The sequence below is a fragment of the uncultured Chitinibacter sp. genome (assembly GCF_945957625.1).
GTDB lineage: Bacteria > Pseudomonadota > Gammaproteobacteria > Burkholderiales > Chitinibacteraceae > Chitinibacter > Chitinibacter tainanensis.
Genome location: NZ_CAMFLP010000001.1, coordinates 747,680 through 761,599 on the forward strand (window position 1 = coordinate 747,680; position 13,920 = coordinate 761,599).

The 13,920-nt window shown below is 56.6% G+C and carries 15 protein-coding genes; 10 read left to right on the forward strand and 5 right to left on the reverse strand.

Annotated features, from left to right (window positions below; all coding sequences use genetic code 11):
* Nucleotides 1-24 precede the first annotated feature (24 nt).
* The 8 genes from QV747_RS03425 to QV747_RS03460 all read left to right on the forward strand — a co-directional run bounded on the left by QV747_RS03425 (nucleotide 25) and on the right by QV747_RS03460 (nucleotide 7,954).
* A complete protein-coding gene (locus QV747_RS03425) occupies nucleotides 25-1,095 on the forward strand; it encodes an ABC transporter substrate-binding protein (protein WP_273429100.1) in 1,071 nt (356 codons plus the stop codon).
* A complete protein-coding gene (locus tag QV747_RS03430) occupies nucleotides 1,095-2,342 on the forward strand; it encodes an MFS transporter (RefSeq protein WP_273429102.1) in 1,248 nt (415 codons plus the stop codon). The genes QV747_RS03425 and QV747_RS03430 overlap by 1 nt, the downstream gene beginning before the upstream one ends.
* A complete protein-coding gene (locus QV747_RS03435) occupies nucleotides 2,339-3,184 on the forward strand; it encodes an ABC transporter permease (RefSeq protein WP_084414519.1) in 846 nt (281 codons plus the stop codon). The genes QV747_RS03430 and QV747_RS03435 overlap by 4 nt, the downstream gene beginning before the upstream one ends.
* An 18-nt stretch (nucleotides 3,185-3,202) precedes the next feature.
* A complete protein-coding gene (locus tag QV747_RS03440) occupies nucleotides 3,203-3,991 on the forward strand; it encodes an ABC transporter permease (protein WP_273429105.1) in 789 nt (262 codons plus the stop codon).
* Between the two features lie 69 nt (nucleotides 3,992-4,060).
* Nucleotides 4,061-4,879 (forward strand): ABC transporter ATP-binding protein, encoded by an 819-nt coding sequence (locus QV747_RS03445; protein WP_273429107.1) that lies wholly within the window; start codon nucleotides 4,061-4,063, stop codon nucleotides 4,877-4,879.
* Between the two features lie 6 nt (nucleotides 4,880-4,885).
* On the forward strand, nucleotides 4,886-6,499 hold the full coding sequence (locus QV747_RS03450) for an arylsulfatase (protein WP_273429109.1): 1,614 nt from the start codon (nucleotides 4,886-4,888) through the stop codon (nucleotides 6,497-6,499).
* A gap of 11 nt (nucleotides 6,500-6,510) precedes the next feature.
* Nucleotides 6,511-7,320: a class I SAM-dependent methyltransferase gene (locus tag QV747_RS03455; protein ID WP_273429112.1), complete on the forward strand. Its 810-nt coding sequence runs from the start codon at nucleotides 6,511-6,513 to the stop codon at nucleotides 7,318-7,320.
* 16 nt (nucleotides 7,321-7,336) lie between these two features.
* On the forward strand, nucleotides 7,337-7,954 hold the full coding sequence (locus QV747_RS03460; RefSeq protein ID WP_047391719.1) for a glutathione S-transferase C-terminal domain-containing protein: 618 nt from the start codon (nucleotides 7,337-7,339) through the stop codon (nucleotides 7,952-7,954).
* A 156-nt stretch (nucleotides 7,955-8,110) separates the two neighbouring features.
* On the opposite strand, the gene QV747_RS03465 is transcribed toward QV747_RS03460, so the two are convergent.
* The gene (locus QV747_RS03465; RefSeq protein WP_273429115.1) at nucleotides 8,111-8,530 is read right to left on the reverse strand and encodes a hypothetical protein; all 420 of its coding nucleotides are present in this window, start codon (nucleotides 8,528-8,530) and stop codon (nucleotides 8,111-8,113) included.
* Between the two features lie 117 nt (nucleotides 8,531-8,647).
* Here QV747_RS03465 and QV747_RS03470 point away from each other — a divergent pair, with 117 nt between their 5' ends.
* The gene (locus QV747_RS03470; RefSeq protein ID WP_034619174.1) at nucleotides 8,648-9,424 is read left to right on the forward strand and encodes a TSUP family transporter; all 777 of its coding nucleotides are present in this window, start codon (nucleotides 8,648-8,650) and stop codon (nucleotides 9,422-9,424) included.
* Between the two features lie 16 nt (nucleotides 9,425-9,440).
* On the opposite strand, the gene QV747_RS03475 is transcribed toward QV747_RS03470, so the two are convergent.
* The 4 genes from QV747_RS03475 to QV747_RS03490 all read right to left on the reverse strand — a co-directional run bounded on the left by QV747_RS03475 (nucleotide 9,441) and on the right by QV747_RS03490 (nucleotide 12,984).
* Nucleotides 9,441-10,574, reverse strand: coding sequence for a PLP-dependent aspartate aminotransferase family protein (locus tag QV747_RS03475; protein ID WP_273429118.1), 1,134 nt, complete (start codon nucleotides 10,572-10,574; stop codon nucleotides 9,441-9,443).
* Nucleotides 10,575-10,585: 11 nt separating this feature from the next.
* The gene (locus tag QV747_RS03480; protein WP_273429119.1) at nucleotides 10,586-11,260 is read right to left on the reverse strand and encodes an amino acid ABC transporter permease; all 675 of its coding nucleotides are present in this window, start codon (nucleotides 11,258-11,260) and stop codon (nucleotides 10,586-10,588) included.
* Nucleotides 11,257-11,973, reverse strand: a complete 717-nt coding sequence (locus tag QV747_RS03485; RefSeq protein WP_273429121.1) for an amino acid ABC transporter permease — start codon at nucleotides 11,971-11,973, stop codon at nucleotides 11,257-11,259. Before QV747_RS03485 ends, QV747_RS03480 begins: the two co-directional genes overlap by 4 nt.
* Nucleotides 11,974-12,180: 207 nt before the next feature.
* Complete coding sequence (locus QV747_RS03490; RefSeq protein WP_273429122.1) at nucleotides 12,181-12,984, reverse strand: ABC transporter substrate-binding protein; 804 nt, start codon at nucleotides 12,982-12,984, stop codon at nucleotides 12,181-12,183.
* A 328-nt stretch (nucleotides 12,985-13,312) separates the two neighbouring features.
* Between QV747_RS03490 and ssuE the strand changes: the two genes are divergently transcribed.
* A complete protein-coding gene (gene ssuE / locus QV747_RS03495) occupies nucleotides 13,313-13,909 on the forward strand; it encodes an NADPH-dependent FMN reductase (protein ID WP_273429123.1) in 597 nt (198 codons plus the stop codon).
* Nucleotides 13,910-13,920: the final 11 nt, after the last annotated feature.

The window sequence follows — 13,920 nt, forward strand, 5'->3', positions numbered from 1 at the left end:
GCCCCGAACACTGAGAGATACACGATGAAAAATAAAATTTTTGCACTAAGCACTCTGACCCTCACCCTGATCGCAGCCAGCCCGGCTTGGGCTGACCCAGCCAAAGTCATCCGTATTGGGGTGGCCACCGTCGGCACTGGCGGCAAACCGGTCTTTGGCGGTTCTTCCGCAGCCACGGCCGCGACTCGCGGCCTGATTGAAGAAGAATTCAAAAAAGACGGCATCAAGGTGGAGTGGAATTACTTCAAAGGTGCCGGCCCAGCAGTGAATGAAGCGCTGGCTAACAAACTGCTGGATTTTGCGTGGCAAGGTGACTTGCCCGCGATTGTGGCCAAAGCCAGTGGTTTGAAAACCAAAATCTTGCTCGCGAACGGCACGCTGGGCACCACCTATCTCGCGGTCCCCGCAGATTCACCGGCCAAAAAGCTGGAAGACCTGAAAGGCAAAAAAGTAGCCCTCTTTAAAGGCACCAATGGCCAGCTGGTAGTGAATAAGGTGCTCGATCAATACGGCCTCACCGAAAAAGACTTCAAGCTGATCAATATGGATACGGCGACCACTCAAGCGGCAATCGCCACCAAGGATGTGGATGGCGCATGGTTTGGCTATGACGTTTTCCAATTGGTAGATCGCGGTGTGGCAAAAGTGATTTGGTCGAATAAAGAAGGTCCATTATCACTTACCCGCCAAACGCATTTCTTGGTGACCGAAGACTTTGAAAAGGCCAATCCGGAAATCACCCAGCGGGTAGTGAATGTGCTGGTCCGCACGGCCGCGGATATTTCCAAACCGGAAAATGCCGAGAAAGTGCTGCAAGAATGGTCCAAGTCAGGCGTGCCGTATGCGTCATTCAAGAAAGACTACAACGGTGGCGCTGATATCAAACGCCGCTCTAGCCCGCTGCTGGATGAGTTTTTCTACAACCACTACAAGGATGCCGTACAGGCCTCATTGAAATTCAAGCTGATTCGCAAGGATTTCGACGTCAATCAGTGGTTTGAGCCCAAATACCTGAATCAGGCCCTGAAAGAACAAAAGCTGGAGAACTTCTGGACCGCTTACGACGCCAAGGGCACCCCCAAAGGCGGTAAGTAATGACAGCTGGCACCGAGCAGACCGCCGCGGTGCCAGCGGTTTCGGCCCGCTGGTTTCTGCTGAATTTTGTGGCGCTGTCTTTACTGGCCGGGGTCGGGGTGGGGATTGCCAAGGTGAGCACCGCGCTCTATGCCTTGCATCTGCACGCCAGCAATGCCGAGATCGGCCTGATCAGCGCGGCGCAGATGGTGGGCATGCTGTTTATGAGTATCCCGGTCGGTTTGCTGCTGGATCAGGTGGGTGCCATGAAGATGTATTTGAGCGGCACCTTGATTGCGGCCCTGCTGTATTGCCTGACGCCCAGTATTGGCGAAGCGTGGTTTTTGCTGGTGTGCACGGCGCTGGTGAGCTTTTGCATGCCCTGCCGTTTTATTGCCCTGAATGCCGTGTTTATGCAGCAACTGAATCAGGTCGGTGAAACCAAAGCCGGTTGGTTTCGTGGCTGCCACATGATTGGCATGTTTTTACTGGGGCCCGCCATTGCCACCGCCTTGATTGCTGCTTTGCCCTTTGGCTGGGTGTATCAGCTGATTGGCATCAGCTTTGTCCTCACTTTGCTGATCGCGCCACGGGTGCTGCGTATTTATCAACCCAAAGCCGTCAGCCACCCAGGTGGTGCCATCTGGCCGCGGGTGCGCAGCCAATTTGGCCTGCTGCGCCGGCATCGCGCCTTGCAGCAATGTGGCGCGATTGAGGTGCTGGTGAACAGCAGCATGATGTTTTACACCGCCTTCATCGTCGCGATTGCGGTCCGTGATTTTGGCCTATCGGCCAGTGCCGCCGCCAGCCTGATCACCAGTCAGGGCTTGAGCTTTATCTTGGCGCTGATGCTGCTGGGTGGCGTAGCGCAAAAGCTGGGACGGCGGGCCGTGTATCGGCTGGGCTTTACCGGCGGCGCGCTGAGTTTATGTCTGCTGGGCCTCGCCCCCTGGGGCGCTGCGCTGTGGGTGGGCGGCTTGCTGCTTGGGCTGGCTCTGGGCTGGTTACAGGCAGCGAATATGACCCGGGTAGCCCAGCTGGGTGAGGATCTGGGGCAAGGCCAGGTGGCCGGATTAATGGCCCTGATCGGCCCATTGGGTGGTTTTAGCGGCACGGTGATTGGCGGGCTATTTGGCCAGCTGATTCATCTGCAATGGTTGTTTTTGTTTTTTGCCGGCTGTTTTGTGCTGGCGGCGGGGTTTAGTTTGCGCCCTGCAGCCAGCACAGAGACGGAGCACGAACTTAATTATCAAGGAGTATCGCAATGAGCACAGCGATTACATTAAATCAGAGCGATATACCCGCCGAGGTATCCGCCAAACGCCCGAGCCAGTGGCGACAAAAAACGGGGCAAAAACTGCAGCAAATTTTGTGGGCATTGGTCTTGCCGCTGCTCGTTCTGGGCTTATGGCAAATCACCAGCGCTCACGAATGGGTCTCCCCGCAAATCCTGCCACCGCCCTCTTTGGTGTGGCAAACCCTGACCGAGCTGTGGCAAAGCGGCGATCTGACCAGCAATTTGCAAATCAGTGTCGAGCGCGTGGCCTATGGCTTTGGGGTGGGTACAGTGGTGGGCTTGCTGCTAGGCGCCTTGATGGGGCTATCGAAAACGGTGGAAGCATATTTATTCCCTACCTTTAAAGCCCTGAGCCAGATTCCGGCGCTGGGCTGGATTCCGCTGCTGATTATGGTGGTGGGCATTGGTGAATCGATGAAGATTTTGGTGATTGCCAAAGCGGCCTTGGTGCCGGTCACGGTCAATACCTTGCAAGGTATCCGCAATATCCCGCCCCAATTTGCCGAGGTGGCCAAGGTCTATCGCTTTAACACCCGCCAATTACTGGCCAAGGTGGTAATCCCGGCTGCCTTGCCCTCGCTGTTTACCGGTATTCGCTATGGCCTCACCCATGCCTGGCTGGCCCTGGTGACTGTTGAGCTCCTGGCCTCAAGTGAAGGCATTGGCTTTTTGATGGTCTGGGGCCGGCAGTTGTTCCAGCTGGATCTGGTGCTGGCCACGGTGGTGATCATTGGCGCAGTGGGTTTGTTAATCGACCAGTCGCTGCAATGGCTGGAAACCCATTTCCTGAAATGGCGTCGCGTTGCGTTTTAAGTTTGAGTGAGGTGTGTGATGTCTGCATTTAAAACCCGTTTACAGGCGCTGGGCCAGCGTGATTTTCGCGGGCTCGTCCTGCCGTTGGGGCTGATCCTAGCTTGGTATTTGATTAGTAAATTTAACTTGGCCAACAGCGCGATTCTGGCTTCGCCGTATGAAGTCTGGAAAGAAGGCTATGGCCAGATCAGCAGCGGGGCCTTTGCCCTTGATCTGGTCTATAGCGTATCCCGCAATCTGGGTGGCTTTGTAGTGGGGGGCACTGCCGGGCTGATTTTGGGTAGTTTGCTGGGCGTATCTCGCTGGGCCGATCGCCTGATCAGCCCGAGTTTTAACACCATCAAGTCGATTGCCATTTTTGCCTGGATTCCACTGATTTCGGTGTGGTTTGGCATGGGCGAGCCGGCCAAGATCATTTTCATCGCGATTGCGGCCTTTTACCCCACCACGATCAATACCTACGAAGGCATCCGCAGCGTGCATCGCGATCATGTTGAGGTGGCGCGGGTGTTTGAATTCAGCCGCTGGCAGCTGTTTCGCAAAGTGATTTTGCCGTCGGCTTCGCCGCAAATCATTACCGGCATCCAACTGGCGCTGATTTATAGCTGGCTGGCCACGATTGGCGCCGAGTATTTCCTCAAATCCGGCCACGGCATTGCCAACTCGATGATTGATGGCCGCGAGCATTTCAATATGGGCTCGGTGCTGTTTGGTGTGGTGGTGGTCGGCGTAGTGGGCGCCATCGTCAATCAACTGGCCTTCAAATTAGAAAAACACCTGCTGGGCTGGCGTAACCGTACCGCCTGATTGGCGCCGTACGCCCCTTGCTGAATCCGCATTGGCTTTGAAACTTTGTATTGAATAAGGAATAACCTCATGAGCGCCTTGGGCACCCTCGATTTTAAAAACGTCAAAAAACAATATCACGTGAAAGGCGAAACGCTGGACGTGCTGGATGGTATTAATCTGCACATCAAACCCGGTGAATTTGTCAGCATTGTGGGTAGCTCCGGTTGCGGCAAATCGACCCTGCTGCGCCTAGCGATCGGTCTGGATGATGATTATCAGGGCGATATTTTGCTCGATGGCGCCCGCATCAAGGGCACCAACCTCAAGCGCGGGATTGTATTTCAAGAGCACCGGCTCTTTCCTTGGCTCACGGTCGAGCAAAACGTCGGCCTGGCTTTGGAAAACTCAACGCTCAGCAGCAATGAACGGGCGAAAACCATTGCCGAACATCTGGAATTGGTGGGCCTGAAAGGCTTTGAGAAAGCCTACCCGTATCAACTTTCGGGCGGAATGAGCCAACGGGTGGCCATCGCCCGCGGGCTGGTGAATCGCCCGGAAATCCTGCTCTTGGATGAGCCATTTGGCGCGCTGGATGCTTTGACCCGCGCCAATCTGCAAAACGAATTGCAACGCATTTGGCAAACCGAAGGCATCACCATGATTTTGGTGACGCATGACGTGGAAGAAGCAGTCCTGCTCGGTGATCGGGTGGTGATCATGGAGCCGCGTCCGGGCCGGATTAAACGCACGGTCGAGGTGGATGTCCCGCATCCGCGCCAGCGCACCGATTTGCGGCTGGCCGCCATTAAAGACGATGTACTCAGCGAATTTGGCCATGAGCATGACACCGCCCTGCAGCCCGCAGCGGAAGGCTTCGGCTTTAAAGACTATCTGTTTGCGTGGTGATACGGCATGGCTCAACAACCGAACTTTTTACTGATTGTGGCCGATGACCTGGGCTTTTCGGATCTGGGGGCTTTTGGCAGCGAAATTAGCACCCCGAATCTGGATGCCTTGGCCCTGGCCGGCGTGCGCTTTACCGATTTTCATGCTGCCTCGGCATGCTCGCCCACCCGGGCGATGATTCTAAGTGGCACCGATCATCATCTGGCAGGCCTGGGTACTTTCGCCGAGATCCTCACGCCGGCCCACGCGGGCCAGCCTGGCTATGAAGGCTATTTAAATGACCGCATTGCGCCCTTGCCGCAAATTTTGCACGATGCCGGTTACTACACCATCATGTCAGGCAAATGGCATCTGGGGAAAACGCTGGATCGCACCCCAGCGGTACGCGGGTTTGAGCGCTCGTTTGCGCTGCTGCCAGGGGCGGCGAATCATTATGGGTTTGAGGCGCCGATAGGCGAGGAAGAGATTCCGCGCCTGTTGAAAAGCACCCGCGGCTTATATGCCGAAGACGGCGCTTTTGTCGACACGCTGCCCGATGATTATTACTCCAGCGATTACTTCACTGACAAACTGCTGCAGTATTTCGCCGAAGCCCCCGACGAGCGCCCGTTTTTCGCCTATCTGCCCTACTCGGCCCCGCACTGGCCCCTGCAAGCACCTGATGAGCTGATCGCCAAATATTCCGATTACTACCATACGGGCCCTGAGGCCTTGCGCCAGGAGCGGCTGAGCCGACTCAAAGCGCTGGGCTTAGTCGATGCGGGCGTTGAAGCGCACCCGGTCGTGGCCAGCAATGCCGAATGGGAAGCCTTAAGCCAAGAAGAGCGCGCGATCTCTGCACGCACCATGGCCGTGTATGCTGCGATGGTTGAGCGGATGGACTGGAATATTGGCCGCGTGATAGCCCAGCTCAAAGCCACAGGGCAGTTTGACAATACTGTCATTCTCTTTTTGTCGGATAACGGCGCCGAAGGTGCACTGCTGGAAGCGCTACCGGCGTGTGGCCCCAATCTGGCCCAAGTCATCGCCGACTATTACGACAACAGCCTTGAAAATATCGGCCGCGGTAATTCGTATGTCTGGTATGGCCCACGCTGGGCGCAAGCCGGCACGGCACCTGCTCGGCTGTACAAGGCCTTTACCACTGAGGGTGGCATCCGTGTACCGGCGCTGTTGCATTATCCACCGCTGGCACGGCAAGGCGAAATCTCTCACCGTTTTGCCACCGTGATGGACATCACGCCGACCTTGCTGTCACTCGCAGGCGTGAATCACCCACATCCCGTTTTTCATGGCCGCGAGGTACTGCCGCTGCGCGGGCGCTCGCTGCAAGCCTATCTGCAAGGCGAGCAAGATCATATTCACCCGCACAATCAGGTCACAGGCTGGGAACTCTTCGGGCGCAAGGCCATCCGCCGTGGCGACTGGAAGGCCGTGTTTATTCCCGAGCCGCAAGGGCCTTCGCGCTGGCAACTCTACGACCTGAGCACCGATAAAGCCGAACTGTATGACCTTGCCCAGGCCCGGCCCGATATCTTGAACCAGTTGCTGACCGACTGGCGTGACTATGTGGCCGAAACTGGCGTACTTGAAAACATACCCACCCCCCCTTTACTTTGAGAGGCCACGGAATGTCTAACCTACAGCTTGATACCCAGCAGCTGGCTGAGCAGTATGATCAGATCAGTGATCTGCAATATGAGCATGGCCAGCATTTGCTGGCGGCCTTGCAACTGAAACCCGATGCCCGCCTGCTCGATATTGGCACCGGCACCGGGCGCCTCGCCGCCCTCGCAGCGCAGCGCTATATCCACCGCCATGGCCAGGTCGTGGGGATCGATCCACTGCCCTTACGCATCGACATTGCCCGCCAGCGGGCCAGTAGCCTGCAGCTCGCGCATTTAGATTTCAGCGTGGGTCGGGCAGAAAATCTGCGCCAGTTTGCCGATGCCCAATTTGATGCGGTGCTCCTCAATAGCGTCTATCACTGGCTGCCAGATAAAGATCAAGCCCTGGCCGAAGCCTTTCGCGTACTCAAACCCGGAGGCAGGATTGCCATCAGCACGGCGTCGCGCGAAAGGCCGCACGATATCCAGCAATTGGTTCAGCGCAGTGTGGCCAAGCTCAATTTGCGCCGCAATGCCGAAGTGGGGAGTACGCCTTTCCGGGTTAGCCATGCTCAGCTCGCCAGTCAGCTGGAAGGGGCCAGTTTCATCATCGAAGAAATTCTGCTACGCCGTTTTGCGGATCTATTCCCCAATGCCGAGGCAGTGATTGATTTCAGTAATGCCAGCTCATTTGGCAATTTCCTCAGTGAGTTCCTGCCGGATATCCGCAGCGAAATCCTGCGTGAATTACGCACCGAGCTCAGCACACGCCAACAGCTTAGCGGCGTACGCCTGCACCGTTATCTGCATTTTGCCGTAGCCATCAAACCCTAAACCAAGGAAGACTGACATGCCTAAATTATTCATTGCCGCTGGCGCTTGCTCGTTTGGCACCCATGTGGTGGCGCGAGAACTGCAACTGCCGATCGAGATCGTCAAAGTGCCGTTGCGCACACCGGATTCACCGATTCACCACATCAATCCGCTCGGTCGCGTACCCGCCTTGCAGCTGGATAATGGTGAAGTGATTACCGAAAACAGCGCCATCCTGCCCTTTCTGGCCGATCAGACCAGTGACCATCAGCTCTTCGCCCCGGTCGGTAGTAGCGAAAGAGCCAAGATTCAATCGTGGATCGGTTATCTCAGTAGCGAGTTGCATGTGGGGGCGTTCCGCCCCTTCAACCGCCCCGAGCGCTATTTAGCGGATAGCGAACAGCATCCAGCCATCAAGGCGCAGGCGCGCACCCAAATCGAGAGCGCCTTGCAACATCTGGAAAAACATCTGCAAGATGGCCCGTATCTGGTCGGCCAGCGCTTCACGATTGCCGATGCCTATCTGGGGGTGTTCTTAGGCTGGATCAGTCGCTTTAACGATTTGCTCAGCCAATATCCGGGGCTGCAGCGCGCCTACACGCAGTTTACCCAGCGCCCGAGCGTGCAGCAGAGCCTGGCCTTTGAACAGGCCTAAAGCAGCGGGAAGTCAATCCTCGCTCATGTACTAATAGCCCGCCCGGTGCGGGCTGTTAGTACTGGTGTGGCGGTTTGGGGTGGGTGATTTGATGATCTGGACCATCTGCAAAGTGCGCTCGAGCCAGAACTGCTTCTGATCTAACCGCGTCGGCGGCTAGATCACATAGTCATCCACATCGGGGCCCAGAATCTGATAGCCATGCTCATGCAGCAGTCGATAGGCCTGATCCAGTTGCCGGCTAACACGGCGCAATCGCGGTTTTTCCAGCGGAATATGGTTCACCGGTAATTGGTGCCGCTGCAGCCATGCGCGCACCAAGGCAATGCCTTTATCACCCAAACCCGGCACGGCCAATAATTTGCGATAACTGAGTTTGGCGATTTGATGGGGCAAGAGCACATCTTGCTGGGTAAACGACAGCAGCGCATTGACTTGCCGGCGGGTTAGCGGCGCATAATCATCCAGCGCCGGCACGCTGTGGCTGAGCGTTGCCGCGGGGTCACCGTCTGCGGCCGGGCGTTGAGGGCCAGTTTTGTCAGCCCCCATAGCCATGAAAGACTCTGTCAGCGACATTGAGCCATTCCTTTGCGCTAAGCGCATGTATTTCGTCAGTTGCCGGCATTATCGCCGAGCCAAAATAAAAACATTAAGAATATATATTCATTTCAATATAACCATAAGAAATAAAAAATGAGCTTAAGTTTGACACTGGCCAGCCAGCTGATCCCGCTCTCTTTTCTGGCCGGCTTAATAGATGCGGCCATTGGGGGTGGCGGCCTGATTTTATTGCCAGCCTTGTTCACCGCCCTACCCAAAGAGCTACCACTGCATCTCTTAGGCACCAATAAAATGACCGCGATTTGGGGCACTTTGCTCGCGACCCGGCAATACCTGCGGCAAGTAAAGGTGCCATTGCAGCGCACCCTGCTGCTGGCCAGCACGGCGGCCTTGGGCAGTTTGCTGGGGGCACATTCGATCGGCTTATTCCCTGCGGCACTATTGCGCCCCGTCGTGGCGGTGCTGCTGCTGGCGATTTTGCTCTATACCTTGCGCAAACCCGAGCTGGGCCAGCGTGACCAAACCCTAGCCACCCCAAGGCCGATGGCTGCGGGGCTGCTTTTTGGCATTGGAATTGGCTTTTACGATGGTTTCTTTGGGCCGGGCACCGGGGCCTTCTTGCTGTTCTGGCTGGTGCGTTATGAAGGGCAGCAATTTTTGCGGGCGGCGGCGATAGCCAAAGTGGTGAATCTAAGCACCAATGCGGCGGCCTTACTGATTTTCGTACCGCAGCAAGCGGTCTTGTGGGGCTTAGCCCTCCCGCTGGCCGTGGCCAATTTGCTCGGCAGCTGGGTGGGCACCCGGCTGGTACTGCGCTTTGGCAATCGCTTAATCCGCTATTTATTTATCGCTTTGGCGAGCGGACTGCTCATCCGGTTAGCGTGGCAAATTTTCGCCGACTGGCGCTAGCCCTCTTCAGTCCAGTTCAGGCCAGCGCCTGCGCCAAATCCGCCAGCAAATCGCGCGTATCCTCAATCCCTACCGATAAGCGCACCAGGTGATCGCCGACCCCCAGTGCCTGTCGCTCTGCCGGGCTCAGATTGGCGTGCGTCTGGAGCGCTGGTACGGTAATCAGGCTCTCCACCCCGCCCAGACTCTCGGCAAAACTGATCCACTGCAAACGTTCTATCAAGCGGCGAACAGCCGCTTCATCGGGCAGACTAAAACTGATCAGCGAACCAAACCCGCTGGCGAACTGGGTAATGGCCCGATGGGCGGGGTCGCCGGTCAAACCCGGGTAGCGCAGCTGGCTCACCTGGGGCTGCTCGGCTAACCATTGCGCCAGAGCGAGCGCATTGCGCTCCTGCTGCGCCAGACGCAAAGCCAGGGTTTTAATGCCACGGACGACTAGCCAGGCATCTTGCGGCCCCAGCGTTGCGCCGATGGCATTTTGCAAATAGCCCAACTCAGCCGCCAAGGCGGCATCGCGCACGGCCACCACCCCGGCAATGGTGTCGTTATGCCCACTCAGGCTTTTGGATGCCGAATGCAACACAATATCAGCCCCATGGCGTAGGGGCTGAAACCAGAGCGGGCTCAGCAGCGTGTTATCCACGATCAACCGCAATTGCTGCTGTTGGGCCAGCGCGCTGATGGCGGCAAAATCGGGCGCATCCAGACAGGGATTCGATAAAGATTCCAGCAAAATCGCCTTGGTATTGGGCTGGCTGGCCGCAGCGAATGCCGCCGCGTCATGCAGGGGTACATAGCTAATCTGTAAGCCAAAACGGGCAAACACCTGATCGAGCAAGCGATAGGTGCCGCCATAACAGCCCGCACTCACCACCAGATGATCGCCGGCCGAAAACAGCGCCAGCACGGTCGACAAGGCGGCCAAACCGCTGGCAAAAGCAAAGCCATGGCTACCCCCTTCCAGCTCAGCGATGGTGTGCTCCAGTGCCTGCCGGGTTGGATTGCCCGAGCGGCTGTAATCAAAACCTGTACTTTGGCCTAGGGCCGGATGCGCAAAGGTCGCGGTTTGATAGATGGGGGTACTGATCGCCCCACTATGGGTATCGGTCTGCAAGCCACCTCTGGCAAGCTGTGTAGCAATATACATAGGTTTATTCCTTAATCACGCACAGCAATCCGCCCGTAGCGTTCGCCGCACCATTGCAAGCTGGCGCACAAAGCCCAATACACCAGACCAATAAATAGAAAAATCTCTAAGGCGTACACCTGCTCACGGCTATTGACCTGATTGGCCACAAGGGTAAAGTCAGCCACGCCGACGATATACGCCAGCGAGGTATCTTTAACTAAGGTGACCCATTGATTAAGCCACGAGGGGCGAATAATGCGCAGCGCCTGCGGCAACACAATCCAGCGCAAGATTTGCCCGCGGCGCATCCCGCTCGCCTGCGCGGCTTCCCACTGCCCGCGTGGCACAGCTTGCAAGCCCGCTTGGACGGCATAGGCCAGATAGGCGCCCGAGACCAAGCCCAGCGCGACGATCACGGTCCAGGTGCCGGGCACATCCAAGCCAAACACAATCGGCAACAAAAAATAGCACCAGAACATCAGCAGCAACACCGGGATGGCGCGCAAAAATTCACAGCCCCAGCGCAACAGCGCCCCACCCCAGCCGGCCCACAGCGCCAAACCGCTGGCCAGCCCCAGCACGGTGGCCAGCGCCCCGCCCCCCAAGGCCAGCAAACAGGTCTGCACCAAACCTCCCAAAGGGCCATGCGGCCAGGCGCCAATCAGAAAAAACAGCCAATTATCGGTAATCACCGGCCAATTCATCGCTTCGCCTCCAGTCGGGGCTGGGCCCAGCGCTGTGTCAGTAGATTCAACAGCACATACAGCAGCGTGGCCACCGCAAAGGCCTGGAACGTCAGCAAAGTCTGAGCATCCACCTGACGCGATCGATAGGATAATTCCATCACCCCTATCGCCATGGTCAGTGAGGTATTTTTGATGGTATTGAGGCCCTGCCCCAGAAGCGGGATACGGGCAATCTGCCAAGCTTGCGGCAAAATGATCCAGCGTAAGACCTGCCAAGGTCGCAGGCCATGGGCTTGCGCGGCCTCCCATTGGCCACGGGGCACGGCATTGAGCCCGGAGCGCACATCTTCGGCCATATAGGCCATGGCATATAGGCTTAATGACCACCACGCGGCCAAAAACTCAAATGAGGGCCAACCCAGACTTAAGTCCTGCCATTGCCAGAGCACATGGGGGGTATTGAGCCAAATTTTCGCGGCCTCCGGCAGCATCCCGCCCACCGCGAAATACCAAAACAGCACTTGTACCAAAAGCGGCGTATTGCGCAGCGCATTATGCGGCAGCGCCAGCCACGGCCAATGCCCTTGCTGCCGCGCTATACCCAGCAGTACCCCCAAGATTAATCCAGTCAGAATGACCGCCGCAGACAGCGTGATGGTCAGCACCAGCCCCTGCAAGAGCCAGCCTAGCTGCTCACTGCCCAATAATCCTTGTCCAAGCCATGCTGGCATCACTTTCTCCCCAATACAGGCGAATCGCCCGTGGTGAAAATAAACCGGCCAGACTGATCGAGTCTGGCCGGTCGGCAGATCGCGGGGGCTGCAGGCATCCGCTCCCCGCTTCACCCGCCCTGCTACGTCTTGTGCGCTGCACTTGGCACAGGGGCGGATGACAGGGTGCGGGCCTTGCTTAGCCGCCCCAGCGCTGAGCTTGCAGGCTTAGGTTGGATCGCCGATTTTGAAGTCGCGTGGCAATGGCGCTTTGGTTTTGGGGCCAAACCAGCGGTCATAAATCTGTTTGGCCTGACCGGTTTTTTCCAGCTCTTGCAAAGTGGCATTCACAAATTGCGCCAACCGCTCTTCGCCGCGTGGCAGGCCAATACCCTGATATTCACGCGTGAGGGCAAAAGGGGAAATTTCGTATTTGGCTTTATCGGGGGCATTGGCCAGCAGCGCCAGCAGCTTGGCGTCATCCTGCGTAATCGCCTGCACATTGCCGTTGCGCAAGGCGGTAAATGCCAGCGGGGTGTCATCGTAGGCCACCACTGGTGTTTGCGGGTATTTCTCGCGCAGCAGCGCTTCCTGCGTCGTGCCCTTATCCACGCCGACACGCAAGGCTTTGATGTCATCGGGCTTTTTCAGCCCCCCTTTTTTGGCAATGAATTTTTGGCCGGTGGCAAAGTACGGCACGCTAAATTCCACCTGTTTGCGCCGCTCTTCGGTGATGGTGAAATTTGCGGCCACCAGATCGACTTTATTCGCGGTCAACAGTGGAATTCGATTGGCCGGGTTAGTGGCTTGCAGTTCGAGCTTCACGCCAAGCTTTTTTGCCAAGGCTTGCGCCACATCGACATCCAAACCAGCCAGCTGGCGAGTTTGCGGGTCAACAAAGCCAAACGGCGGGTTGCTATCGAATGCGGCCACACGCAACACACCGGCTTTTTTAATCTCATCGAGCTTGTCGGCCCAGACTGCGCCAGAGAACAAGGCGAGGGATACAGCTAAAGCAATCGTTTTTTTCATCGTAGGGTCTCTCCCGAAGGTGTTCAGTCACGGCCTGAGATGTTTGCCCACTGCCGCGGCAGACGTGAATCGCTGCTGACTGCATCTTCCCCTAGTTTTGATATTCCAATAAATAATATTTTGTGATTTTTATATAACCAAAGACAAATATCCAATGCTTACGATGCTGTGAAGCACGCAGACTCTGGTGCAATCTGCTGCGCAGGCAACAGCGCGCAGCAATATTCCAATTTAATCTATAAGAATATTCATTAATTATTTTTAGAAATATACAGCAGGCCGTATAGTCGCTCTCAAGCCATACAGAACAACAACGCTTGGAGAGTATATGTCCACTGTAGTCTTGCTGGCAGGCAGCCCGAGCCAGCCCTCGAAATCCACCGCCTTATTGCAGCGCGCCGCCAAACTGCTGCGCAGTCAAGGGGTAAAGGTTATTCAGTACGGCGTGCATGACTTTCCAGCCGAAGATCTGATTAACGCCCGCTGGAATAGCCCGGCCATTAGCGAATTTAGAGCCGTCATTGCCGACAGCGATGGCTTGATTATCAGCACGCCCGTGTACAAAGCGGCGTACAGCGGCGTGATCAAAGCCATTCTTGATCTGCTGCCTGAGCGGGCACTCGAAGGCAAAGCGGCGCTGGCTTTGGCCACCGGGGGCAGCCCCGGACATCTGTTGGCGGTGGAATACGCCTTGCAGCCGGTGCTATCGGCACTGAAAGCCCGCCATATTGTCGGCGGGGTTTACGCCACCGACAAGGATTTTACGAGCCAAGAGCCGACTGGCTACCAAATCGCCCCCGAAATCGACGAGCGCCTCGCCTTGGCCATCGGCCATTTCCTCGCGCACTTGAGTAATCCGGGTCGGGTCCAGCTCGACCCGGCCCAGTTGGCCGCTCGCATCCAGCAGGCCAGCATCAGTATCTGATTCATTAATGT

Coding starts and splice junctions, on each gene's coding strand:
- QV747_RS03430 (WP_273429102.1), top strand. CDS start 1,095: ATGACAGCTGGCACCGAGCAGACCGCCGCGGTGCCAGCGGTTTCGGCC.
- QV747_RS03470 (WP_034619174.1), top strand. CDS start 8,648: ATGAGCTTAAGTTTGACACTGGCCAGCCAGCTGATCCCGCTCTCTTTT.
- QV747_RS03485 (WP_273429121.1), bottom strand. CDS start 11,973: ATGCCAGCATGGCTTGGACAAGGATTATTGGGCAGTGAGCAGCTAGGC.
- QV747_RS03435 (WP_084414519.1), top strand. CDS start 2,339: ATGAGCACAGCGATTACATTAAATCAGAGCGATATACCCGCCGAGGTA.
- ssuE (WP_273429123.1), top strand. CDS start 13,313: ATGTCCACTGTAGTCTTGCTGGCAGGCAGCCCGAGCCAGCCCTCGAAA.
- QV747_RS03445 (WP_273429107.1), top strand. CDS start 4,061: ATGAGCGCCTTGGGCACCCTCGATTTTAAAAACGTCAAAAAACAATAT.
- QV747_RS03465 (WP_273429115.1), bottom strand. CDS start 8,530: ATGTCGCTGACAGAGTCTTTCATGGCTATGGGGGCTGACAAAACTGGC.
- QV747_RS03440 (WP_273429105.1), top strand. CDS start 3,203: ATGTCTGCATTTAAAACCCGTTTACAGGCGCTGGGCCAGCGTGATTTT.
- QV747_RS03460 (WP_047391719.1), top strand. CDS start 7,337: ATGCCTAAATTATTCATTGCCGCTGGCGCTTGCTCGTTTGGCACCCAT.
- QV747_RS03450 (WP_273429109.1), top strand. CDS start 4,886: ATGGCTCAACAACCGAACTTTTTACTGATTGTGGCCGATGACCTGGGC.
- QV747_RS03475 (WP_273429118.1), bottom strand. CDS start 10,574: ATGTATATTGCTACACAGCTTGCCAGAGGTGGCTTGCAGACCGATACC.
- QV747_RS03480 (WP_273429119.1), bottom strand. CDS start 11,260: ATGAATTGGCCGGTGATTACCGATAATTGGCTGTTTTTTCTGATTGGC.
- QV747_RS03425 (WP_273429100.1), top strand. CDS start 25: ATGAAAAATAAAATTTTTGCACTAAGCACTCTGACCCTCACCCTGATC.
- QV747_RS03455 (WP_273429112.1), top strand. CDS start 6,511: ATGTCTAACCTACAGCTTGATACCCAGCAGCTGGCTGAGCAGTATGAT.
- QV747_RS03490 (WP_273429122.1), bottom strand. CDS start 12,984: ATGAAAAAAACGATTGCTTTAGCTGTATCCCTCGCCTTGTTCTCTGGC.